Origin of the sequence: Saccharopolyspora sp. NPDC047091 (assembly GCF_040643635.1) — a bacterium.
In the GTDB taxonomy this organism is placed as follows: domain Bacteria; phylum Actinomycetota; class Actinomycetes; order Mycobacteriales; family Pseudonocardiaceae; genus Saccharopolyspora_C.
Genome location: NZ_JBEYUS010000002.1, coordinates 157,658 through 180,975 on the forward strand (window position 1 = coordinate 157,658; position 23,318 = coordinate 180,975).

Annotated in this window: 20 protein-coding genes; 12 read left to right on the forward strand and 8 right to left on the reverse strand. The window is 73.3% G+C overall.

Translation table 11 applies throughout. The features are described from left to right. Nucleotides 1-121: 121 nt before the first annotated feature. Nucleotides 122-625, reverse strand: coding sequence for a DUF3093 domain-containing protein (locus tag ABZ805_RS02095; protein ID WP_358432978.1), 504 nt, complete (start codon nt 623-625; stop codon nt 122-124). Nucleotides 626-649: 24 nt separating this feature from the next. On the opposite strand from ABZ805_RS02095, the gene dut reads away from it, so the two are divergent. The 4 genes from dut to ABZ805_RS02115 all read left to right on the forward strand — a co-directional run bounded on the left by dut (nt 650) and on the right by ABZ805_RS02115 (nt 3,140). Beyond that, complete coding sequence (gene dut, locus ABZ805_RS02100) at nt 650-1,144, forward strand: dUTP diphosphatase (protein ID WP_358432980.1); 495 nt, start codon at nt 650-652, stop codon at nt 1,142-1,144. A gap of 4 nt (nt 1,145-1,148) precedes the next feature. After that, nucleotides 1,149-1,790: a DUF3710 domain-containing protein gene (locus ABZ805_RS02105; protein ID WP_358432982.1), complete on the forward strand. Its 642-nt coding sequence runs from the start codon at nt 1,149-1,151 to the stop codon at nt 1,788-1,790. Nucleotides 1,791-1,989: 199 nt separating this feature from the next. Further along, complete coding sequence (locus ABZ805_RS02110) at nt 1,990-2,367, forward strand: OB-fold nucleic acid binding domain-containing protein (protein ID WP_358432984.1); 378 nt, start codon at nt 1,990-1,992, stop codon at nt 2,365-2,367. 122 nt (nt 2,368-2,489) lie between these two features. After that, complete coding sequence (locus ABZ805_RS02115; RefSeq protein WP_358433076.1) at nt 2,490-3,140, forward strand: DUF3159 domain-containing protein; 651 nt, start codon at nt 2,490-2,492, stop codon at nt 3,138-3,140. A gap of 228 nt (nt 3,141-3,368) precedes the next feature. Here the strand turns inward: ABZ805_RS02115 and ABZ805_RS02120 are convergent, their stop codons facing one another. After that, complete coding sequence (locus ABZ805_RS02120) at nt 3,369-4,028, reverse strand: TrkA family potassium uptake protein (protein WP_358432986.1); 660 nt, start codon at nt 4,026-4,028, stop codon at nt 3,369-3,371. Beyond that, entirely contained in the window at nt 4,028-4,693 is a 666-nt protein-coding gene (locus ABZ805_RS02125; RefSeq protein ID WP_358432988.1) for a TrkA family potassium uptake protein, read from the reverse strand. Before ABZ805_RS02125 ends, ABZ805_RS02120 begins: the two co-directional genes overlap by 1 nt. Nucleotides 4,694-4,932: 239 nt before the next feature. On the opposite strand from ABZ805_RS02125, the gene ABZ805_RS02130 reads away from it, so the two are divergent. The 5 genes from ABZ805_RS02130 (at nt 4,933) to ABZ805_RS02150 (ending at nt 12,650) form a co-directional block, all read left to right on the forward strand. Next, nucleotides 4,933-6,945, forward strand: a complete 2,013-nt coding sequence (locus ABZ805_RS02130; protein WP_358432990.1) for an APC family permease — start codon at nt 4,933-4,935, stop codon at nt 6,943-6,945. Beyond that, nucleotides 6,942-8,183, forward strand: coding sequence for a TRAM domain-containing protein (locus tag ABZ805_RS02135; RefSeq protein ID WP_358432992.1), 1,242 nt, complete (start codon nt 6,942-6,944; stop codon nt 8,181-8,183). Before ABZ805_RS02130 ends, ABZ805_RS02135 begins: the two co-directional genes overlap by 4 nt. 589 nt (nt 8,184-8,772) lie before the next feature. Continuing rightward, the gene (gene dxs / locus ABZ805_RS02140; RefSeq protein WP_358432994.1) at nt 8,773-10,704 is read left to right on the forward strand and encodes a 1-deoxy-D-xylulose-5-phosphate synthase; all 1,932 of its coding nucleotides are present in this window, start codon (nt 8,773-8,775) and stop codon (nt 10,702-10,704) included. A gap of 96 nt (nt 10,705-10,800) precedes the next feature. Next, a complete protein-coding gene (locus ABZ805_RS02145) occupies nt 10,801-11,487 on the forward strand; it encodes a response regulator transcription factor (protein WP_358432996.1) in 687 nt (228 codons plus the stop codon). Nucleotides 11,488-11,489: 2 nt separating this feature from the next. After that, entirely contained in the window at nt 11,490-12,650 is a 1,161-nt protein-coding gene (locus tag ABZ805_RS02150; protein WP_358433078.1) for a HAMP domain-containing sensor histidine kinase, read from the forward strand. A 235-nt stretch (nt 12,651-12,885) separates the two neighbouring features. On the opposite strand, the gene ABZ805_RS02155 is transcribed toward ABZ805_RS02150, so the two are convergent. Together ABZ805_RS02155 and ABZ805_RS02160 are read right to left on the reverse strand one after the other, a co-directional pair. Next, nucleotides 12,886-14,991 (reverse strand): 3-hydroxyacyl-CoA dehydrogenase NAD-binding domain-containing protein, encoded by a 2,106-nt coding sequence (locus ABZ805_RS02155; RefSeq protein WP_358432998.1) that lies wholly within the window; start codon nt 14,989-14,991, stop codon nt 12,886-12,888. Further along, nucleotides 14,988-16,235, reverse strand: coding sequence for a thiolase family protein (locus ABZ805_RS02160; protein WP_358433000.1), 1,248 nt, complete (start codon nt 16,233-16,235; stop codon nt 14,988-14,990). The genes ABZ805_RS02155 and ABZ805_RS02160 overlap by 4 nt, the downstream gene beginning before the upstream one ends. A 308-nt stretch (nt 16,236-16,543) precedes the next feature. Here ABZ805_RS02160 and ABZ805_RS02165 point away from each other — a divergent pair, with 308 nt between their 5' ends. Next, nucleotides 16,544-17,569 (forward strand): metalloregulator ArsR/SmtB family transcription factor, encoded by a 1,026-nt coding sequence (locus ABZ805_RS02165; protein ID WP_358433002.1) that lies wholly within the window; start codon nt 16,544-16,546, stop codon nt 17,567-17,569. A 21-nt stretch (nt 17,570-17,590) separates the two neighbouring features. On the opposite strand, the gene ABZ805_RS02170 is transcribed toward ABZ805_RS02165, so the two are convergent. From ABZ805_RS02170 to ABZ805_RS02180, 3 genes are all read right to left on the reverse strand, one after another. Then, nucleotides 17,591-18,847, reverse strand: a complete 1,257-nt coding sequence (locus ABZ805_RS02170; protein WP_358433080.1) for a ribonuclease D — start codon at nt 18,845-18,847, stop codon at nt 17,591-17,593. A 113-nt stretch (nt 18,848-18,960) separates the two neighbouring features. After that, a complete protein-coding gene (locus ABZ805_RS02175) occupies nt 18,961-19,677 on the reverse strand; it encodes a response regulator transcription factor (RefSeq protein ID WP_037304891.1) in 717 nt (238 codons plus the stop codon). Between the two features lie 337 nt (nt 19,678-20,014). Beyond that, a complete protein-coding gene (locus ABZ805_RS02180) occupies nt 20,015-20,581 on the reverse strand; it encodes a DUF3000 domain-containing protein (RefSeq protein ID WP_358433082.1) in 567 nt (188 codons plus the stop codon). Between the two features lie 225 nt (nt 20,582-20,806). Between ABZ805_RS02180 and hemE the strand changes: the two genes are divergently transcribed. Both hemE and hemG read left to right on the forward strand, forming a co-directional pair. Beyond that, nucleotides 20,807-21,892: a uroporphyrinogen decarboxylase gene (gene hemE, locus ABZ805_RS02185; protein ID WP_358433004.1), complete on the forward strand. Its 1,086-nt coding sequence runs from the start codon at nt 20,807-20,809 to the stop codon at nt 21,890-21,892. Then, on the forward strand, nt 21,889-23,298 hold the full coding sequence (hemG, locus tag ABZ805_RS02190; protein ID WP_358433006.1) for a protoporphyrinogen oxidase: 1,410 nt from the start codon (nt 21,889-21,891) through the stop codon (nt 23,296-23,298). The genes hemE and hemG overlap by 4 nt, the downstream gene beginning before the upstream one ends. The last annotated feature ends 20 nt before the right edge of the window (nt 23,299-23,318 follow it).

Consider the following 23,318-nt stretch of genomic DNA (forward strand, 5'->3'; position numbering starts at 1 on the left):
TACGGCGAAGACCGAACACGGACCTGGGCTCACGAGTGCTCGTGCGCCCAGGTTCGTTGTTTCCCGGGACCGTTCGCCCCGATGAGTCGCGCGCGGTGAACGGGTCGCCGCGCAAGTCCGTTCAACTCCGCAATGCGGCGGCCAATTGCTCCGGACGGCGGGAACTCACCACCCAGTAGGGGGTGGGATCGTCCTCGTCGTTGAGCCAGATGCGCACCGAAGCGGGCGCCCACGGGCGGTGCAGCACGAATGCGGCCGGGTCGAGTTCCGGGCCCAGCGCGCGCCGCTTCTCCGCGGCGGGCACCACCTCGGCGTCCTCGATGAACCGCAGCGGCACGTGCGCGTCGCCGACCCACAGCTCGCCGCCGGTGACCTCGAGCTTCGTGCGGCCGAGCCACAGCGGGACGGCCACCGCGATCGGCAGCAGCAGCACGTACGGCAGCCACGCCCGGATGCCCGGGTAGCCCATGTGCACCTCGGCGGCCAGCAGGCCCGCCATCACCAGCGGCAGCGGCCACGTCCACCAGGCCGCGTAGAGCTGTTCCCGGTAGGTCCGCGACTCGCCGACGTTCGCCTGACCGGGGGCCTCCGCGGCGGGGCTGGTTGCTTCTGCGCTCTCCGACACGCCTCCAGGGTAGTCTCGCCGCCCGTGCCGAACGTGAAGGTCCTGTTGACCCGTCTCGACCCCGAAGTGCCGATCCCGTCGTACGCCCGGCCCGGTGATGCCGGTGCCGATCTGGTGACGACCAGCGACCTCGTGCTGCGACCCGGCGAGCGAGCGCTCGTCGGCACCGGGGTCTCGCTGGCCTTACCCGAGGGGTACGCCGGATTCGTGCACCCCCGTTCCGGGCTCGCCGCGCGCGCCGGGTTGGGGGTGGTGAACTCCCCGGGCACGATCGACTCCGGGTACCGCGGTGAGATCAAGGTGTGCTTGATCAATCATGATCGTGCTGAGACGTTGTCGCTGCGGCGCGGTGACCGCATCGCCCAGCTCGTCGTGCAGCGCGTGGAGTGCGCGGTGTTCGAAGAGGTCGAGGCGCTGCCCGAATCGCAGCGGGGGACCGGTGGGCACGGATCCACCGGCGGGCACGAGGTGCTGACGGGGCCGGCGTCCGCCGGGGCCGAGCACAGGACGGAGGTCTGAGGGGATGTTCGGAAAGGGCCGTCGCGGGCGGGACTCGCGGCAGGACGAGGTCGCGGCTCCGGAGAACCCGCCGGAGGTCGTCGAGGGCGAGTCGGGGCTGGGGCCCTACGACCTCAGCGAACTCCCCACGGGCGACCGGATGGAGCGGCTGGACCTGGGCTCGGTGCGGCTGCCGGTCCCGGAGGGCAGCCAGCTGCAGGTCGAGGTGGACCCGGCGGGACCGGTCCGCGCGGTGCACCTGGTGACCCGGGTGGGCAGGCTCACCATCAGCGCGTTCGCCGCTCCGCGCAGCGCCGAGCTGTGGCCGGAGGTCCGCGCCGAGCTCACCGCGCAGCTGCGCAAGGACGGCGCCACGGTCCACGAGGAAGAGGGCGAGTGGGGCCGGGAGCTCGTCGGCGACTCGCCGCGCGCCGCGCTGCGCTTCGTCGGCGTCGACGGGCCGCGCTGGATGGTCCGCGGCGTCGCCGCCGGGCCGGGGGAGACCGCCGAGGCCTGCTCGAAGCTGCTGTACACGGTGCTCGACGAGACCGTGGTGGTTCGCGGGGACGATCCGCTGCCGGTGCGCACGCCGCTGCCGATCGAGCTGCCGGAGTCCATCGCGCGGCACATCCAGCAGGCGCAGAACGGCGAGCAGCAGCAGGCCTGAGCACGAAGTCGATCACACCTTCGAGTGATCGACTTCGATTTGGCGCCAGGGTGGCGACGCGCGGCTGAGCGCGGGCTACGCTGGTGTTCGGAGCGCGCAGCAGTGCCCCGAGAAGTCAGCGGAAGACCCGGTGGCCCGCCGTTCCCGACGGGCTCCCGGCGGTCGTGTTCCAGTCCCAGGCGTACGTGGAGCGCTAGCGATGAGCAACACCGGGGGCGGCTACTGGCACCGCCTCATGCGTCGGTTGACCAGCGACGTCGCCGAGCTCGACGCCGACGACCTCTCCGAGCGCGCACAGGCGGACGGGGCGCAGCGTGCCTGCGACTGCCGGTGCGGCCAGGAGGCCGTGGTGCTGGGCAGGCTGCGCAGCGTGGACATGTCCCCGAAGAACTCCGCTCCGACGCTGGAAGCGGAGCTGTTCGACGGCACCGAGGGCGTGACCCTCGTGTGGCTGGGGAGGCGCCGGATCACCGGCATCGAACCCGGTCGCACCATCAAGGCCCGCGGCCGGATCGCGGTCCGCGACGGCTGCAAGGTGCTGTACAACCCCTACTACGAGTTGCAGAACACCGCATGAGCGAACGCGAGACACCGCCCGCCGACCAGCGGCCCGCCGCCGAGCCGACCACCGGCCAGGAACCGGCGGGAGCCGCCGCCGAGGCCGCCACTCCGCTGTCCGAGAAGACCCTGCTGGAGCAGATGGGCGGGGTCTCCGGCCTCGCCTACTCGGCCGTGCCGATCGTGGTGTTCGTCATCGTCAACGCGATCGCCGGGATGATGCCGGCCATCTGGTCCGCGGTCGGGCTCGCGGTGGCCATCGCGGTGTGGCGGCTGGTGCGCAAGGAACCGCTGCAACCCGCGATCTCCGGGGTGCTGGGCGTGGCGGTGTGCTCGTTCATCGCCTACCGCTCCGGGGACGCGAAGGGCTTCTTCCTGCTGGGCATCTGGACCAGCCTGGTGTACGGCGGGGTGTTCCTGGTGTCGGTGCTGGCGCGCTGGCCCCTGGTGGGCGTCGCCTGGTCCGCGCTGAACTCGCTCGGCTTCGACTGGCGCAAGCAGCGGGCCGCGCTGCGCGCCTACGACGTCGCCACGCTCGCGTGGGTCGTGGTGTTCGCCGCGAAGTACGTGGTGCAGCAGTGGCTGTACGACGCCAACGAGACCGCGTGGCTCGGCTTCGCCCGCATCGCCATGGGCTACCCGCTGACGGTGCTGGCGCTGCTGGTCACGGTGTGGGCGATCCGCCGCGCCACGAAGATCGCGCAGGAAGCCGCGGACCGCGAGCAGGCGGAGAACAACGCGGCGGACGCAGCCGCGTACACCCGCCACGCGCTTCCCGAAGACGGGAGCTGAGCTCCGCCCGCAGGTGGAACGCGCCGGTCGTGCGCGGCGGGTCCTGTCGTTCCTCAGCCGCGAGCCGCGTTTCCGACCACCCGGACCGATCCGCGGGTGCTCAGCGGTGTGCTCGCCGGGGACGGCGCCTGCTCCCGTGGCGGAGCCGGTGCGGACGATTCCGCGGCGAAGGCGTCGCCGAGGTTCCGCCGACCCGCCCGCCGGAAGACGCTTCCGCGGACCGGTCGCTCAGCGGCCGTGGACCGCTTCCCGGATCTGCTGTTCGACCTCGGCCGCGGCCACGAACAGCAGCTCGTCGCCTGCCTCCACCGGGTCGTCCTGCTGCGGGACGATGACCCGGCCGCCGCGCAGGATCGTCACCAGCGCCGCGTCCGCGGGCAGCGCCAGGTCGCGGACCCTGCGGCCCGCGAGCGAGGTCTCCGGGGGCAGGGTGATCTCCACCAGGTTCGCTTGGCCCTGGCGCAACGTCATCAGCCGCACCAGGTCACCGACGTTGACGGCCTCCTCGACCATCGCGGCGAGCATCCGCGGCGTGGACACGGCCACGTCGACGCCCCAGGAGGTGGTGAACAGCCACTCGTTGCGGGGGTCGTTGACCCGGGCGACGACGCGGCGCACCGCGAACTCGGTCTTCGCCAGCAGCGAGACCACCAGGTTCACCTTGTCGTCGCCGGTGGCGGCGATGACCACGTCGCAGGACTGCAACCCGGCCTCCTCCAGCGAGGCGAGCTCGCAGGCGTCGGCGAGGACCCATTCCACGTCGGGGATGGTCTTCGGCCGGTAGTTCTCGGTGCTGCGCTCGATGAGCATGACCTGGTGGCCGCCGTCGAGCAGCTCCCCGGCGATGGAGTGGCCGACGGCCCCGGCGCCGGCGATCGCGATGCGCATCACTCGGTCTCCTCTGGTGCGCGCAGCGCCGCCGCGGTGACGTCGGTGACGGTGCCGGACAGCGCGGCGACGTAGACGTCGTCGTCGGCTTGGATGACGGTCTTGCGGTCGGGGAGCACGCCGTTGCCGAAGCGCATCACGAACGCCACCCGTGCGCCGGTGCTCTCCTCCAGCTCGACGATGCGCCTGCCCACCCAGTCCTCGTGCAGCGGCAGCTGCAAGACCGCGACGGCGCCGGAGGGTTCGCGCCACGCGGTCGCGACCCCTTCCGGCAGCAGCATCCGCAGGAAGCGGTCGGTGGTCCACGGGACGGTGGCGACGGTGGGGATGCCGAGCCGCTCGTACACGGCGGCGCGCTTCGGGTCGTAGATGCGGGCGACGACGTGCTCCACGCCGAACGTCTCGCGCGCCACCCGGGCGGCGATGATGTTCGAGTTGTCGCCGTTGGAGACGGCGGCGAACGCCGCGGCGGATTCGATGCCCGCTTCCGCCAGCACGTCCCGGTCGAAACCGTTGCCGGTGACCTGGCGGCCCGCGAAGTCCTTGCCGAGCCGGTGGAACGCGGCCTCGTCCTTGTCCACCACGGCGACGGTGTGGTCGAGCCGTTGCAGGGCGGCGGCGAGGGATGCCCCCACCCGGCCGCAGCCCAGGATCACGACGTGCACGGCCTTGTCTCCTCATCACGGGCGTTCGGCGGCACGGCGGCCGACCGCCGCGCCAGCGTGACGGTACCCGGCGGGGCAGCTGCGCGACTCCGCACACGTGCCGACGGGGGCGACCGCCGCTCCCAGCGTGTGCACGGTAGCCGAGGCCGACGGCGCCGCTCACGCGGCCGGGGGCGGGGAGACGTGGGCCACGGGCGGGCCCGGCGGCGCGCGCGGGACGAGCACTTACGCTCATGCCCGTGTCCAAGCTCGCGACCGCGACGAAACGCCTGCTGGTAGGGCGCCCGTTCCGCAGTGACCGGTTGTCGCACACGCTGTTGCCGAAACGGCTGGCGCTGCCCGTGTTCGCCTCCGACGCCATGTCCTCGGTGGCCTACGCACCGGAAGAGATCTTCCTGGTGCTGTCCGTGGCCGGTCTGTCGGCCTACGCGTGGACGCCGTGGGTGGGGGCGCTGGTCGCGCTCGTGATGCTCACCGTGGTGGCCAGCTACCGGCAGAACGTGCGGGCCTACCCGTCCGGCGGTGGTGACTACGAGGTCGCCACCGTGAACCTGGGCAGGCACGCGGGGCTGACGGTGGCCAGCGCGCTGCTGGTCGACTACGTGCTGACCGTGGCGGTGTCGATCTCCTCGGCGGCGGCGAACGTGGGCGCGCTGATCCCGTTCGTGTCCACCCACAAGGAGTGGTTCGCGGTCGCGGCGATCGTGCTGCTCACCGCCGTCAACCTGCGCGGGCTGCGCGAATCCGGCGGGTTCCTGGCCGTGCCGGTGTACGCGTTCCTGTTCGGCGTGCTCGGGATGATCGCGTTCGGCCTGTTCCGGGCCGTGGTGCTGGACCAGCCGATGCGCGCCGAGAGTTCGACCGTCGAGGTCATGCCGGACGAGAGCCAGCTGGCCGGGCTCGCGTTCGTGTTCCTGGTGATGCGCGCGTTCTCGCAGGGCGCGGCGGCGCTGACCGGTGTCGAGGCGATCAGCAACGGCGTGCCCGCGTTCCAGAAGCCGAAGTCGCGCAACGCGGCGACGACGCTGCTGCTGATGGGCGGCATCTCGGTGACGATGCTGATGGGCCTGATCTGGCTCGCGCAGCTCACCGGGGTGCGGCTCGCGGAGAACCCGGCGGCGCAGATCATCTCCGCGCCGCCCGGCTACGTGCAGCACACGATGGTGGCGCAGCTCGCGGGCGCGGTGTTCGACGTGTTCCCGCCCGGCGCGTTCTTCGTGACGGCGGCGACCGCGATCATCCTGGTGCTGGCCGCGAACACCGCGTTCAACGGGTTCCCGGTGCTCGGCTCGATCCTCGCCCAGGACCGCTACCTGCCGCGCCAGTTCCACACCCGCGGCGACCGGCTGGCGTTCTCCAACGGCATCCTGTTCCTCGCCGCGTTCGCGGTGGTCCTGGTGCTGGCCTTCGACGCCGAGGTCACCCGGCTGGTGCAGCTGTACGTGGTGGGCGTGTTCGTGTCGTTCACGGTGAGCCAGACCGGCATGGTGCGGCACTGGAACCGGCTGCTGCGCAAGGAGCAGGACCAGGCGGCGCGGCGCCGGATGCGGCGCTCCCAGGCGATCAACGCGTTCGGGCTGGTGCTGACCGGGTCGGTGCTGCTGATCGTGCTGGTGACGAAGTTCGCGAAGGGCGCGTGGATCGCGCTGGCGGCGATGGGCGCGATCTACCTGCTGATGACGGCGATCCGCAGGCACTACGACTCGGTGCAGGAGGAGCTGGCGGAGTACGACGCCGAGCCCGCGGTGCTGCCCTCCCGCAACTACGCCCTCGTGCTCGTCTCGCAGCTGCACCTGCCGACGCTGCGCGCGCTGGCCTACGCGCGCGCCACCCGGCCGGACACGCTCGAGGCGGTCACCGTGAACGTCGACGACACCGGGACCAGGAAGCTCACCGCCACCTGGGAGTCGAAGGACATGCCGGTGCCGCTCAAGGTCATCGAGTCCCCGTACCGTGAGGTGACCCGGCCGCTGATCGAGTACGTGAAGCGGATCCGCCGCAACAGCCCCCGCGACGTGGTCACGGTGTTCATCCCGGAGTACGTGGTGGGGCATTGGTGGGAGCAGGTGCTGCACAACCAGAGCGCGTTGCGGCTCAAAGGCAGGTTGCTGTTCGAGCCGGGGGTGATGGTGACGAGCGTGCCGTGGCAGCTCGCGTCGTCGACCCGGGCGAAGCAGCGCGCCAAGACACGGGTGATGCCGGGCGCGTTGCGCCGCGGTTTGGGCGAATCGAAGGGGACTGAACGTCGGTGACCGTGAAGTTGGATTGGACCGGCAGGCGCCTGAAGCTGGACGTGGGGCCGGTCGCGCACGGCGGCCACTGCGTGGCCAGGCACGAGGGACGTGTCGTGTTCGTGCGGCACGCGCTACCCGGTGAGGTGGTGCTGGCCGAGGTCACCGACGACCCGGGCAAGGGCTTCTGCCGGGCGGACGCGGTCGAGGTGTTCACCGCGGCCGAAGGGCGCGTCGCGCCGCCGTGCCCGCTCGCCGACATGGCGCTGGGCCACGACCGCTGCGGTGGCTGCGACTGGCAGCACGCCGACCACGGCACGCAGCGGGAGCTGAAGGCGGCGGTCCTGCACGAGCAGCTGCAGCGCCTCGCCGGACTGGACCGGCACGTCGAGGTCCAGGAGCTGCCGGGCGGCCCGCTGCGCTGGCGCACCCGGGTGCGGCTGTCCGTGGACCGGGTCGGGCGGCCCGGGTTCCACCCGCACCGCAGCCACCGGGTGCTGCCGGTGCAGGACTGCCCGATCGCGGTGCGCGGCGCGCTGGACGGGCTCGCCGACCGGGAATGGCCGCAGGGCGCCGAACTGGAGGTCGCCACCGACGCGGACGCCGCCGTGCACGTGACCCTGCGGGAACGCGCGCCGCAGCGCCGCCGCGGCAAGCGCGGTGCCGTCGTGAGCACGCCGGTGCACGACTCCGGCACGGCCAGGGAGCAGGCCGCGGGCCGCTCCTGGGACGTGTCCGCGGACGGGTTCTGGCAGGTGCACCCGGCCGCCGCCGATACCTTCGCGCGGGTCGTCGCCCGGATGGCGCAGGTGCCGGCGGGCGGGGTGGCCTGGGACCTCTACGGCGGGGTGGGGCTGTTCGCCGCGGTGCTGGCCGAGCAGGCCGGGCCTGCCGGGGACGTGCTGCTGGTGGAGTCCTCGCGGCGGGCCACCGAGGACGCGGTGGCGAACCTCCGCGACCTCCCGCAGGTCTCGTTCCGGGCGGGCACCGTGGAGGAGGTGCTGACCGACGAGGAGCTGCCGGAGCCGGACGTGGTGGTGCTCGACCCGCCGCGCAAGGGCGCCGGGCGCCGCATCGTCGAGGCCGTGTGCGCGGCGCGCCCCGCACGCGTGGTGCACGTCGCCTGCGATCCGGCGGCGCTGGCCCGGGACGTGAGCCTGTTCGCCGAGCAGGGCTACCGGCTCGCGGACCTCGAGGCGTTCGACGCGTTCCCGATGACCCACCACATGGAGTGCATCGCCCTGCTGACCCGCGACTGATGCCTCGTCTCCGCCGCCGTCTGCTGCGTGGAGGTGGGGTGGCGGAACCTCAGCGGTTCCCCCGCTGCGGGATCGTTTTCACCGGTGGCTCCGCCACAGGCGAAAACGCTGTCCTCGCGGGGGAACCGCTGAGAACCCGCGGGTGGTCCGGCTGGTCAGGTGGTCTGCGGCTCAGCGGCTTCGCCGCTGACGGGAAACAGGCGGAGAACCCACCTGGCAGGTCGGGGGCAGGCGGTGCGGGCTGGTGGGCGGCCCGCCGGACCGGTGGCCGTCCCCTCGAACGTGGGGCGTGTGCGGTGCGTGGTCGCGTTGGTCGGAACGGGTGGTGATGTTCCGCCCGAGTGGAGGAAATCCCGCTGCGCAGCCCAGGCCCAGCTGTCGCCTGGTGTCCGTTGTGGCCGGTGAGACCGGTGCGGGCGTCGCCCTGACCGGTGATCGGAGCTCCCGGGAGGCGTGCGTACCTTGTCCGGAGCGGGTGGTCGTGCTCCGTAGACTGGTCGCGGTTCCCCGAGGGTGAGCCCGGCCGTCGCGAGGCGCCCCGCCCCGGTGGTGAAGGCATGTGATGCGGGATGACGAACGAGGTGGAGCGGTGACGCTGCTGGAATCCGTGCAAGGTCCGGCCGACCTGAAACGCCTGGAGCACGGTGAGCTGGTGGAGCTGGCCGCTGAGATCCGCTCCTTCCTGATCGAGAAGGTGTCCCGCACCGGCGGGCACCTGGGACCGAACCTGGGCGCGGTGGAGCTGACCCTGTCGGTGCACCGGGTGTTCGACTCGCCGCGGGACGCGGTGGTCTTCGACACCGGGCACCAGGCGTACGTGCACAAGATCGTGACCGGCCGCCAGGAGGGCTTCGACCGGCTGCGCAAGCGGGACGGCCTGTCCGGCTACCCGTCGCGCGCCGAGAGCGAGCACGACCTGGTGGAGAACTCGCACGCCTCCACCTCGCTGTCCTACGCGGACGGGCTGGCCCGGTCGTTCCAGCTCACCGGCGGCGGCAGGCACGCGGTGGCGATCGTCGGCGACGGCGCGCTCACCGGCGGCATGTGCTGGGAGGCGCTGAACAACATCGCCGCCGACCAGGAACGCCCGCTGGTCATCATCGTCAACGACAACGGCCGCTCCTACGCGCCCACCATCGGCGGGTTCGCCGAGCACCTCTCGGCGCTGCGGCTCAACCCGGGTTACGAGAAGGCGCTGGAGCGCGGCCGCAGCACGCTGCGCAACCTGCCGGTGGTCGGCAGGCCGCTCTACACCGGTCTGCACGCCGCGAAGTCCGGGCTCAAGGACGCGTTCAGCCCGCAGGTGATGTTCTCCGACCTCGGCATCAAGTACCTCGGGCCGGTCGACGGCCACGACATGAAGGCCATGGAGCAGGCGCTGCAGATGGCGCGCTCCTTCGGCGGCCCGGTGATCGTGCACGCGGTCACCCGCAAGGGCAACGGCTTCGCCCCGGCGGAGAACCACGAGGCCGACCAGATGCACCAGGTGAAGGTGATCAACCCGGAGACCGGGCTGCCGACCTCGCCGACGCCGAAGAGCTGGACGAACGTGTACTCCGACGAGCTGGTGCGCATCGGTGGCGAGCGCTCCGACGTGGTGGCGATGACCGCCGCGATGCTCGGGCCGACCGGCCTGGACAAGTTCGCGAAGGCCTACCCGGACCGCTGCTTCGACGTGGGCATCGCCGAGCAGCACGCGATGACCTCCGCCGCGGGCATGGCGATGGGCGGGCTGCACCCGGTGTTCGCGGTGTACTCGACGTTCCTGAACCGCGCGTTCGACCAGCTGCTGATGGACGTGGCGCTGCACCGCCAGCCGGTGACGGTGACCTTGGACCGCTCCGGCATCACCGGTGACGACGGCGCCAGCCACAACGGCATGTGGGACATGTCGATCCTCGGCCTGATCCCGGGCATCCGGGTGGCGGCGCCGCGCGACGCGGTGACGCTGCGGGAGGAGCTGCGCGAGGCCGTGGCCGTCGACGACGGACCGACGGTGGTGCGGTTCTCCAAGGGCTCGGTCATCGAGGAGGTCCCGGCGCTGGAACGCGTCGGCGGCATCGACGTGCTGCACCGGCCGGACGGGGGCGAGCGCAGCGACGTGCTGCTGGCCGTCGTCGGCGCGTTCGGCGAGACCGCGGTGGCCGCGGCCCGGCGGCTGGCCGCGCAGGGCATCGGCGTCACCGTCGTCGACCCGCGCTGGGTGACGCCGGTCCCGGAGCAGGTCGTGACCATGGCGGCCGAGCACGAGCTGGTCGTCACCCTGGAGGACGGCGGCAGGCACGGCGGCTTCGGCTGGTCGCTGGCGGCCGCGCTGCGCGACGCCGGAGTGGACGTGCCGCTGCGCGACCTGGCGGTGCCCAACGAGTTCCTGCAGCACGCCTCCCGCGAGCAGGTGCTGGCCGACCTGGGCCTCACCGAGCAGGACGTGGCGCGCCGCGTCACCGAGTGGGTCGCGGACCGGCTCCGCGACAAGCAGCAGGCGACCGAGCTGGACAGCCCGGCCCGCCGCGAAGCCTGAGCAACACCCTCGACGGCCCCTCCACCCGCGGGTGGAGGGGCCGTCGTCGCGACCGCTGGTGATCCCCGCCGGAGCCGGTTGTGGCACGGTGAACCGGTGCGAATCCTTGTCGTGGAGGACGAGCAGCCGCTGGCCGACGCCGTCGCCCGCGGGCTGCGCAGGGAAGGCATGGCCGTGGACGTCGCCTACGACGGCGAGAGCGGCCAGGAGAAGGCGTCGATCACCCGCTACGACGTGATGGTGCTGGACCGGGACCTGCCGGTGATGTCCGGGGACGAGCTGTGCCGCCAGGTGGTGGCCTCCGGCGAGCTGACCCGGGTGCTGATGCTCACCGCCAGCGGCACCGTGCAGGACCGGGTGGACGGCCTGTCGCTGGGCGCCGACGACTACCTGGCGAAGCCGTTCGCGTTCCCGGAGCTGATCGCGCGGGTGCGGGCGCTGGGCAGGCGCGCGACCCCGGCGGTGCCACCGCTGCTGACCGCGCGCGGCCTGGTGCTGGACCCGGCGCGGCGGGTGGTGCGGCGCGACGGCGCCGAGGTGGAGCTGACCCGCAAGGAGTTCGGCGTGCTGGAGGTGCTGCTGGCGGCGGGCGGCGCGGTGGTCAGCTCGGAGGAGCTGCTGGAGCGGGTGTGGGACGAGCACGCCGACCCGTTCACCACCACCGTGCGGGTCACGATGATGACGTTGCGCAAGAAGCTCGGCGAGCCCGCGGTCATCGACACCGTCGTCGGCTCCGGCTACCGGGTGCCGTCGGCGGGCCGCGCCGAGCACAGCGGGGCGTGAGCGTGGGCCGAACGGCGGTGCCACCCGGCCTGCGCCCGCTGATCCGGCGCGGTCCCGGGTTGCGCGCCCGGTTGACGCTGCTGGCGACCGGCCTGGTCGCCGCGGTGAGCGGACTGCTGCTGTGGCTGGGCTGGGTGCTGGTCGGCAACGTGGTCGCGGGCGTGCCGCGGCTGCCCCCGGGCGGTCTGGTCCGGGTGGGCGAGGTGCTGGTGCCGGCCGAGCAGCTCGGGGCCGCGCTGCGCACCTCCGCCCGCCAGCAGGTGCTCGGCGCCGGTGGTGCCGCCTTCGTGGCGGTGGTGCTGGCGGCGGGGGTGCTGGCGTGGACGGTGACGGGCCGGGTGCTGCGCCCGCTGCAGGAGGTGACCGACTCGGCGCGGCGGCTGTCCGCGGAGTCGCTGGACGAGCGGATCGCGCTGGGCGGCCCGCGGGACGAGGTCGCGGAGCTGGCGGACACGTTCGACGCGATGCTGGACCGGTTGCAGGCCGCGTTCGACTCGCAGCGCCGCTTCGTCGCCAACGCCAGCCACGAGCTGCGCACGCCGCTGGCGGTGATCCGGACCGAGCTGGACGTGACGTTGAGCGATCCGGACGCCGACGCCGAGGAGCTGCGCCGGATGGCCGAGGTGCTGCGCGAGGCCGCGACCAGGGCGGAACGGCTCGTGGAGGCGCTGCTGCTGCTGGCCCGCACCGACGGCGCCGAACTGGGGCGCGGCGAGCGGGTGGACCTCGCCGAGGTGGCGGCCCGCGCCCGGCGCGGCGTCGAGGCGGAGGCGCAGGCGCGCTCGGTGCGGATCACCTGCGGCGGCGGGCCCGCGGTCGTGCTGGGCGATCCGGAGCTGCTGGAGCGGGTGGCCGGGAACCTGCTGGAGAACGCGGTGCGGCACAACGCCGACGGCGGCTGGGCGGAGGTCGTCGCGGAGGTCGCGGGCCCGGTGGCGCGGCTGCGGGTGTCCTCCTCCGGCCCGCGGATCGATCCGGGCCAGGTGGACGCGCTGTTCGACCCGTTCCGCCGTGCCGGGGTGCAGCGCACCGCCCGGACCGGCGCCGGGCTGGGCCTGTCCATCGTCCGCGCCGCCGTCACCGCCCACGGCGGCCGCGTCACCGCCACCCCCGTCGACGGCGGCGGCCTCACCGTTCAGGTCGAACTGCCCGCGTGGCGGTGAGGGCCGGGGCGTTCGGCGGTGCGCGGCATCCGGTTCGGCGGTGCCGCGCGATGTTCCCGGGAGGTCGGCACCGCGCCCGTTCATCGAGTCGAGCGACGGCACCACCGGCTGCGGAGGACCGCGGAACCGCGGGTGACCGGATCGCGCGGGGGTACCGATCCGCGTGGTCCACCGCCCCGGAACGACGCAGGGCCGGGGAGGTGGTGCCTCCCCGGCCCTGCTGCGACTCGTCCGATCAGGCGGGCACCGAGGCCACGCCCTTCGGCAGGAACCGCGTGCCGTTGACCTGCTCGGCGATGCCGGAGCGGTCCAGGTAGGCGGTGATGCCGCCCAGCCAGAACGGCCAGCCCGCGCCGAGCAGCATGCACAGGTCGATATCCTGCGCCTCGGCGACGACGCCCTCGTCGAGCATCAGCCGGATCTCCTGGGCCAGCGCCTCCAGCGCCCGGTCCCGCACCTGCTCCGAGGTCGACGGGTTCGAGCCCTGCTCCCACAGCGCGACGACCTCGGGGTCGACGACCTGGCCGCCCTGCTCGTCCTGCTGCCACACGGCGGTCTTGCCCGCCTTGACGAACCGCTGCAGGTTCTCGCTGATGCCGAACCGGTCCGGGAACGCCGCGTGCATCGTCTCGTTGACGTGTTGGGCGACGGCCGGGCCGACGAGCTGCAGCAGCACCAGCGGGCTCATCGGCAGGCCCAGCGGGGTCAGGGCGCGGTCGGCCACGTCGAACGGGGTGCCCTCGTCGACGGCGGCGATGATCTCGCCCATGAAGCGGGTCAGCAGCCGGTTCACCACGAACGCCGGGGCGTCCTTGACCAGCACGCTGGACTTCTTCAGCTGCTTGCTGACCGAGAACGCGGTGGCCAGCGAGGCGTCGTCGGTCCGCTCGCCGCGCACGATCTCCAGCAGCGGCAGCACGGCGACCGGGTTGAAGAAGTGGAAGCCCACGACCCGCTCGGGGTTGGTCAGCTTCGAGGCCATCTCGGTGATCGACAGCGAGGAGGTGTTGGTGGCCAGCACGGCCTCCGGGGAGACGTGCTGCTCCAGCTCGGCGAACACCTTCTGCTTGACCGTCATCTCCTCGAAGACGGCTTCGATGACGAAGTCGGCGTCCGCGAACGCGGCCTTGTCCAGCGACCCGGTGACCAGCGCCTTGAGCCGGTTCGCGCCGTCGGGCGAGAGCCTGCCCTTGCCGAGCAGCTTGTCGATCTCGCCGTGGATGTAGGCGACGCCGCGGTCGATGCGCTCCTGGTCGACGTCGGTGATGACCACCGGCACCTTGAGGCGGCGCACGAACAGCAGCGCCAGCTGCCCGGCCATCAGCCCGGCGCCGACGACGCCGACCTTCTTGACCTCGCGGGCCAGCGACTTGTCCGGAGCACCGGCCGGCCGCTTGACCCGCTTCTGGGTGAGGTCGAAGGAGTACAGCCCGGCGCGCAGCTCGTCGGACATGAGCGCGTCGGCGAGCGCCTCGGTCTCGGCCGCGTACCCGGCGTCGAGGTCGTTGCCGCGGGCCAGTTCGAGCAGCTCGACGGCCTTGGTGACCGCGGGCGAGGCGCCCTGGGTGCGGGCGGTGACGATGCCCTGGGCGCGGGCGATCGCGTCGTCCCAGGCCTGGCCGCGGTCGATCTCGGCGCGCTGCACGGTCTGCTCGCCGCCGACCACGCGCACCGCCCAGCGGATCGACTCCTCGAGGAAGTCGGCGCTCTCCAGCTGCGCGTCGAAGATGCCCAGGCCGGTGGCCTTCTTCGCGTTGAGCATCTTGTTCTGGTTCAGCGCGTTCTCGATGATCACGCTGACCGCGGCGTCCGCGCCGATCAGGTTCGGCAGCAGCTGGGTGCCGCCCCAGCCGGGGAACAGGCCGAGGAAGCACTCCGGGAACGCGATCGCGTTCACGCTCTCCGACACGGTCCGGTAGTGGCAGGACAGCGCCAGCTCCAGGCCGCCGCCCAGCGCCGCGCCGTTGACGAACGCGAAGGTGGGGATGGTCGACTCGGTGAGCCTGCGGAACACGTCGTGCCCGGTCTGCGCGACCTGGTGGGCGTGCACCCGCTCGCCGATCTGGGTGACACCGGAGAGGTCGGCGCCGACGGCGAACACGAACGGCTTGCCGGTGACCGCGATCGCGGCGGGCTCGGCGGCGAACGCCTCGTCCAGCGCGGCGTTCAGGGCGGTGAGCCCGCCGGGGCCGAACGTGGACGGCCGGGTGTGGTCGTGGCCGTTGTCGATGGTGATCAGCGCGAGCGTGCCGCCGAGCCCGGGCACGTCCAGCAGCCTGGTGCGCGCCTGGGTGACGACCTCGTCCGGGAACAGCGCTGCGAAGTCGGTCTGCGTGCTCACTTCGCGCCCCCTGCGGTGTCGAAGTTCGGGTTCTCCCAGATGACCGTGCCGCCCATGCCGAAGCCGATGCACATGGTGGTCAGGCCGTAGCGCACCTCGGGGTGCTCGGCGAAGTGCCGGGACAGCTGCGTCATCAGCCGCACCCCGGAGGAGGCGAGCGGGTGGCCGCAGGCGATGGCGCCGCCCCACGGGTTGACCCGCTGGTCGTCGTCGGCGATGCCGAAGTGCTCCAGGAAGGCGAGCACCTGCACCGCGAACGCCTCGTTGATCTCGAAGAGGCCGATGTCGGCGATGTCGAGCCCGGCGCGCTTGAGGGCCTTCTCGGTGGCCGGGATCGGGCCGACGCCCATGACCTCCGGTTCGACGCCGGCGAAGGCGTAGCCGACGAGCTTCATGCCGATGGGCAGGCCCAGCTCGCGGGCGGTCTCGGCGTCCGCGAGCACGCAGCCGGTGGCGCCGTCGTTGAGCCCGGCGGCGTTGCCCGGGGTGACCCGGCCGTGCGGGCGGAACGGGGTCTTGAGCCCGGCCAGCGCTTCGGTGGTGGTGCCGGGGCGCGGCGGCTCGTCGGCGGTGGCGAGGCCCCAGCCCTGCTCGGCGGAGCGGGTGGAGACCGGCACCAGGTCGGCGGCGATCTTGCCCGCGAGCTGCGCGGCCTCGTAGCGCTGCTGGCTCAGCGCCGCGTAGGCGTCGGTGCGCTCCTTGGTGAGGCTCGGGTAGCGGTCGTGCACGTTCTCCGCGGTCGAGCCCATGATCAGCGCGGAGGGGTCGACCACGCTGTCGGCGACGTAGCGCGGGTTCGGGTCGACGCCCTCGCCCATCGGGTGGTTGCCCATGTGCTCGACGCCGCCGGCGATGGCGATGTCGTAGGCGCCGAAGCCGATGCCGCCCGCGATGCTGGTCACCGCGGTCATCGCGCCCGCGCACATGCGGTCGATGGCGAAGCCGGGCACGGACTGCGGCAGGCCCGCCAGCAGCGAGGCGCTGCGGCCGATGGTCAGGCCCTGGTCGCCGATCTGGGTGGTGGCGGCGATGGCGACCTCGTCGATGCGCTCCGGCGGCAGCTCGGGGTGGCGCCGCAGCAGTTCGCGGATGACCTTGACGACCAGGTCGTCGGCGCGGGTCTCGGCGTAGATCCCCTTCTTGCCTGCCTTGCCGAACGGCGTGCGGACGCCGTCGACGAAGACCACGTCCCGTACGGCACGTGCGCTGCGCGGGTCGGCTGGTGCCGACGCGGGTGCGACCACGGCGTGCTCCTCACTGTGTGGGTCCTGCGTTGTGCGGGTTCCGGACCGGCCCGGCGGCGATCGTCCGGGAAGTGGGCACCGGCCCCGCCGCTACTGGTCGGTAACAGCCACTCTAGCGCTTATTACCCACCGGTAACCACCGGGTTCGGGGGGCTACCTCGGTGTCGGTTCGCTCACAGCTCCACCTGCGGGTTCGGCCGCCGGGAGATCGCGCGGCCAGCCTACGCACCCCGGGCCCGCGCGCCCGGTGGCGACGACGCGGCGAAGATCGATTGAACCGGTCCGCGACGGGGCCGATAGTGGGTCCCATGACCGACCCAGCAGTGCTGCCCGGCGCGGCCGCGTTCTTCGGCTGCCTCGCCGACCCGACCCGCCTCCGGCTGCTGCACGCCGTCGCCGCGGACGGGCCGAGCACGGTCGGGGAGCTGGCGCGGCGGCTCGGCATCGGCCAGTCCACCTGCTCGCACCACCTGCGCAGGCTCGCCGCCGCCGAGCTGGTCGTGCTGCGCGAACGGGGCAGCAGCACCTCGGTGGCGGTGGGCACCGCGCGGCTCACCGGAGCGTGGCAGGTGGCGGATCTGCTCCTCGGGCTCGTGCCGGACGCCGGAGCTCCGCCGAGCACCCGAACCGGCCCGGATGCCGGAACGCACCCAGGAGCCGGAGCGCATCCAGGAACCGGAACGCCGTCGGGAATCGGGACACCGTCAGGGACCGGAACGTCCTCAGGAGCCGGGACACCGTCGGGAACCGGAACCCGCTCAGCGGCCGGGACGGATTCGGGAGCGGGGACGGACCGGGAAGCGCGACCATCCGCGGTCGCCGGACCCGCGGCGACCGGCCCGGCCGACCCGCTCGTGCGCCCGCTCGACGCCCGCGACTGGGACGCGGTGCGGCGGATCTACGCCGAAGGCATCGCCACCGGCAGCGCCACCTTCGAGACCGAGGTGCCCGCCGCTGCCGAGCTGGACGGCAAGTGGCCGCCGGAGCACCGGTGGGTCGCCGAACTCGACGGCGAGCTCGCGGGCTGGGCCGCGCTCACCCCGGTCTCGGCGCGCCGCTGCTACGCGGGCGTCGCCGAGGTCTCGATCTACGTGGCCGCCGCCGCGCGCGGCCGCGGTGTCGGCGGGCTGCTGCTGGACCGCCAGGTCCGAGCCGCCGACGACGCCGGGCTGTGGACCCTGCAATCGGTGATCTTCCCGGAGAACCGGGCGTGCCTCGCGCTGCACCACGCGGCGGGCTTCCGCACCGTCGGCGTCCGGGAGCGCATCGGGATGCTCCGCGGCAGGTGGCGGAACACCGTGCTGGTCGAGCGCCGCCGCCCCGGCCCGGGCTGAGCGGGGCGGCGGCCCGCGGACCTAGGAGCCGCCCGGCTCGGCCTGCAGCGCGGTGCTCAACGGCGTCGCGGTCAGCCCGATCTGCCACTCCCGGGCGCCCCGCTCGCGCAGCCGGTTCGCCACCGACTCCACGCCGAGGTCCTCCGGCGGTGTCCAGCACAGCCGCCGCAGCAGGTCCGGCAGCAGCAGGTTCTCCATCGGCAGCCCGTGCTCCTCGGCGATGGCCGACATGGCCGACTTCGCCGCGGACAACCGGGCCGCGGCCGCCGGATCGCGGTCCGCCCACCGGTTCGGCGACGGCGGGCCGTCCTGCGGCGGGGAGACCACCGGCAGCTCGTCCTGGGGGAGTTCGCGGGCCGCGCGCAGCGCACCCAGCCACGTCGAGGCGCGGCGGCGCTGCTGCCTGCCGCCGAACACCGGCAGCGCGGTCAGCTCCGATTCGGTTCCCGGGTTGCTCTGCGCGGCCTGCACCACGGCGGAGTCCGGCAGGATGCGACCCGGTGCGATGTCCCGCTCCGCGGCGATGCGGTCGCGCACCTGCCACAGCGAGCGGACGGCGGCGAGCTGGCGGGCGTTGCGGATCCGGTGGATGCCGGAGGTGCGGCGCCACGGTTCGGCGCGCGGGCGGGGCGGCTCGGCGGTGCGCACCGCCTCGAACTCCTCCCACGCCCATTCGAGCTTGCCCTGGCGGGTCAGCTCCTCGCGCATCGCGTCGCGCAGGTCGATCAGCAGTTCCACGTCGAGCGCGGCGTACACCAGCCAATCGGCGGGCAGCGGGCGGCGCGACCAGTCGGCGGCGCTGTGGCCCTTCTCCAGCCGGTAGCCGAGCATGCGCTCGACGAGGGTGCCCAGCGAGACCCGGTCGAACCCGGCGAGCCGCCCGGCCAGTTCGGTGTCGAACAGCCGTTGCGGGTGCAGGTCCAGCTCGGACAGGCAGGGCAGGTCTTGGGACGCGGCGTGCAACACCCATTCGGTGTCGGCCAGCGCCGTTCTCAGGGGTTCCAGGGCACCGTTCAGCGCGACCGGATCGACCAGCACCGTTCCCGCACCGTCCCGGCGCAGTTGCACCAGGTAGGCACGTTGTGAGTACCGGTATCCGGACGCGCGTTCGGTGTCCACCGCGACCGGACCGCTCCCCGCGGCCAGTGCGGCCGCGGCGGTCTCCAGTGCTTCGGGAGTCTCCACTACCGGCGGTACGCCGTCAGCGGGCTCGGTGAGCAGCACCGGCTCGGGACGGTCGGGCTCGACGGACTCGGGGCAAGCAGCTTCCACGGATATCAGACCTTACGTGTTGCGGTCCGCCCGCGGGTGCGACCAGCCCGAGGTCGTCAAGCCCGACCGGACCCGACGATCGCGGTGGGACCTCGATTCACCCGATCAGGATCATCCGGTCATCTGATCACCCCGGCCCGCATGGCCAGGGCGACCATCTGCGCCCGGTCTCCGGTGCCCAACTTGCGGCCGATCCGAGACAGGTGACTCTTCACCGTGAGAGCGGAGAGGTTCAGCGCCTCACCGATCTCCTTGTTGGATCGGCCATCGGCCACCAGTTGCAGCACCTCGACCTCACGCCCGGACAGCTCCCGGGGCGTGTTGTCGGTTCCCGGGACCCGAGTGCCCGCTGCGAGCACCGGAGCCACGCTGGGGTCGGCATACACGCCGCCGTCGAGTACGCGGCGCACTCCGTCGGTGACGACCATCGGCGAGGCCGACTTCAGCAGGTACGCCTGAGCGCCTGCCTGGAAGGCGGCCCGGACCGCATAGGGGTCGTCGGACGAAGCGAGCACCACGATTCGCGGCCAGCCCTGGGTACGGAGTTCCGTGACCAGGTCGATGCCGGTCCCATCGGGGAGTCCGAGATCGAGGATCGCGAGGTCGCACGGACCGGTGGCCAGAGCGCGAGCCCTGGCCTCGGCCATGGATGCGGCCTCGTGCACCGTGCCGGCGCCCATCTGCAGCAACCGGGCGGCGATGGCCTCCCGGAGCAGCGGATGGTCGTCCACCACGAGCACCGTGAACAGCTCTTCCCGCGGGTGCGGGACCATGTTGGCCGGCAAAGCGCCGGCGGGCGTGGTTCGAGCGGCCTGACCTAAGCCGACGGCAGCCACGTCACTACCTCCCTGGAGTCGGTCGTGCCCCCCGACCGGCACCGGGACTCTCGACCAATCAGCCGCGCCACTGATCGACCGAAAGTGGTGTCGTCGGGGGCAGCGTAACCGCCCAAGCGGGTCAGCGGGACGATCAATCGGGTATCTATCCCGATCGAGTTGTCACCGCGGTTCGTTTTTGTCACTCATTTGGGTGGGTCTTGGTGTTTGGCGTAACGCCTTGGCGGGTCGGTGCGACACACCTTGATTGCACATCGTGAGAAAGTTGCCCGGGCAACGAATTCTGCGAGGTTTTCATGATCTCGTGAGGGGAATCCCGATCGTTAAAGATCGAGGCTCAAGCCTCTCCGCGCAGCGTCGAGCGCCGGTCCAGCACCGCCACGCCGACCGGCGGCAGGCCCGCTGCGCTGGACATCAGCTGGTGGAAGGCCGTCGCGTGCGCGCTCAGATCCGGCTCGCGGGGCGTCCACGACCCCCGCAGTTCGAGGTCGTGGCTGCGCGGCGGACCCGCGATATCGCCGAATCGGGCCGAGGACGTCAGCGTCACCGTCCCGCCCAGCACGTCGGCCGCGGCCCCCGACTCCTCCAGCGCCTCGGTCAGCCAGGACCAGCCGACGGCGGGCAGCAGCGGGTCGGCGGCCAGCTCCGGGTCGAGCTCGGCCCGCAGGTACACCACGAGCCGCAGCGCCCCCGCCCACGCCTCCGGGCGGTCCGGGTCGTGCAGCAGCACCAGGCGGGCCGTCGCCAGCTCGCCGGCCGGGCCGTTGGCCTCCGCCGCCACCGCGTACGCCCACGGCGCGAGCCGCTTCGGCGGGCGGACCTCCGTCACCTCGATCTCGGCGCGCGGAGCAGGTGCGGCCAGCGCGGCCACTGCCTGCCGGAACTCCTCGGGGATCGCCGCCATCTCAGTCACGGACCGGGACTGTAGGCCGCCGGATCGGCGCGGGGTGGGCGCCACGCCGGGCGCCGCGATCGATCGTGATCTTGCCCGCGCGTTCGGCCGCGCGAGCGTCTGCGAAGATGTCCGGCACGGCCCAGAACAGGGCCGTCGGCCCGCGCCGCGGTGGCCCGCCCGATGTCCGCGGAACCGCGCCGGGCTCCGACACCTCGACTTGTGGATGCGCCCCCGATGACCCCACCCGCCTCGGTCTCGGCTCGCCGGGACCTCGCCGAAGCCCCGCTGCTCGTGGCCGCCCGCGGCGGCGCGCCCCGGCACACGCCCGTCTGGTTCATGCGCCAAGCGGGCCGTTCGCTGCCCGAGTACCGCAAGGTCCGCGAAGGCACTCCGATGCTCCAGGCCTGCCTGACGCCGGACCTGGTCTGCGAGATCACCGCGCAGCCGGTGCGCCGCCACGGCGTGGACGCGGCCATCCTGTTCAGCGACATCGTGCTGCCGCTGTACGCAGCGGGCATCGGGCTGGACATCGTCGCGGGCACCGGGCCGGTGGTGGCCGAACCGGTGCGCGACGCGGCCGCCGTCGCCGCGCTGCCCGAACTGGACGCCGAGCAGGTCGCGCCCGTCGCGGAGGCGGTGCGGCTGCTGCTGGGCGAGCTCGGCGAGACTCCGCTGATCGGGTTCGCGGGCGCGCCGTTCACCCTCGCCTCCTACCTCGTCGAGGGCGGGCCGAGCCGCAACCACGAGCGCACCAAGGCGCTGATGCACTCCGACCCGGCCACCTGGCACGCGCTGCTGGAGAAGCTGGCCGACACGACGCTGACCTTCCTGCGCACTCAGCTCGCCGCCGGGGTGGACGCGGTGCAGCTGTTCGACTCCTGGGCGGGGGCGCTGTCGCTGCGGGACTACCGCGAGTTCGTGCTGCCGCACAGCAAGCGCATCTTCGAGGGCGTCACCGAGGCGGCCCCGGACGTGCCGAAGATCCACTTCGGGGTGGGCACCGGCGAGCTGCTGGGCGCGATGCGCTCGGCGGGCGCCGACGTCGTCGGCGTGGACTGGCGGGTGCCGCTGGACGAGGCGGTGCGCCGGCTGCGCGCGGCGGACCCGGGCCGCGAACCGGTGGTGCAGGGCAACCTGGACCCGGCCGTGCTGTTCGCCGGTCCGGACGCGGTCCGCGCCGAGGTGAGCCGCATCCTCGCCGAGGGCTCGGCCGCCGCCGGGCACGTGTTCAACCTGGGCCACGGCGTGCTGCCCACGACCGACCCCGGGGTGCTCACCGAGGTCGTGCGGCAGGTGCACGCCGAGAGCGCCCGCTCGTGACCCGCGTCGCCGTCGTCGGCGGCGGCGTCAGCGGGCTGGCCGCCGCGCACCGGCTGCGCCGCTCGCTCGGCCCGGACGCGGAGATCGTGCTGGTCGAGCAGACCGGCGAGCTGGGCGGCAAGCTGCGCACGCAGCCGCTGGCCGGGGTGGAGCTGGACCTGGGGGCGGAGGCGTTCCTCGCCCGGCGCCCCGAAGTCCTGCGGCTCGCCGAGGAGCTCGGCCTGGCCGACGACGTGGTGCACCCGGGCCCGGTCGGCGCGCGGGTGCGCGCGGGCGGCGCCCTGCACCCGCTGCCCGCGGGCACCGTGATGGGCGTGCCCGCGGATCCGGACTCCGTCGCAGGCGTGCTGTCCCCGGCCGGGGTCGCCGCGGTGCGCGCCGAAGCCGAGCTCCCGCCGCTGGAACTGAGCGGTGCGGACGCCTCCGTCGGGGGGCTGCTGCGCGCCCGGGTCGGCGACGAGGTGGTGGACCGGCTGGTCGAACCGCTCCTCGGCGGGGTGTACGCGGGCAGTGCGGACGGCCTCGGCCTGCGCGCCACCATCCCGGCGCTGGCCGCCGCGCTCGACGCGGGCGCGAAGTCGATCACCGAGGCGGCCGCGGCGGCGCTGCCCGCACCGGCACCGGACGGGCGGAAGCGGCCGGTGTTCGGCGCGTTCCGGCACGGCTACGGCACCTTCGTCGCGGCCCTCGCCGACTCGGCGGGCGCCGACGTGCGGCTGGGAGCTCCCGTGCGGGCCCTGCACCGCGACGGCGCCGGGTGGCGCCTGGAGATCGGTTCGGCGCCCGCACCGGACGTGCTGGCGGCCGACGCGGTGGTGCTCGCGGTGCCGGCCCCCGCCGCGCGGAAGCTGCTCGCCGAGGTGTCCCCGGTCGCGGCCGAGCTGCTCGGCCGGGTGGAACTGGCGTCGATGGCCGTGTTCGGCCTCGCGCTGCCCGCAGGCACCGAACTGCCCGCGGCCTCCGGCACGCTGATCGCCCGCGGCGAGGTGCACGCCGACGGGACCCCGTTCACCGCGAAGGCCTTCACCTTCACCAGCCGCAAGTGGCCGCACCTGACCGGCGCCGGCGGCGAACCGCTGGTGCGCGGCTCGGTGGGCCGCACCGGGCAGGACGAGCTGCTGCGCCGCACCGACGCGGACCTGCTGCGCGGCGTGCTCGCCGACCTCCGCGAGGTGACCGGCGTCGACGCCGAACCGGTGGACGCGGCGGTGGTGCGCTGGGGCGGCGGCCTGCCGCAGTACGGCGTGGACCACCTGGACCTGGTCGCCGGGCTGGAACGGGCCGTCGGCGAGCTGGGCGGACTGGAGCTGGCGGGCGCGGCGCTGCACGGCGTCGGGGTGCCCGCGTGCGCGGCGACCGGGGAGGCGGCGGCGACCGGCGTCACACGGCACCTCACGACCGGTTGACCGGGCCGTGGTGGGACGAT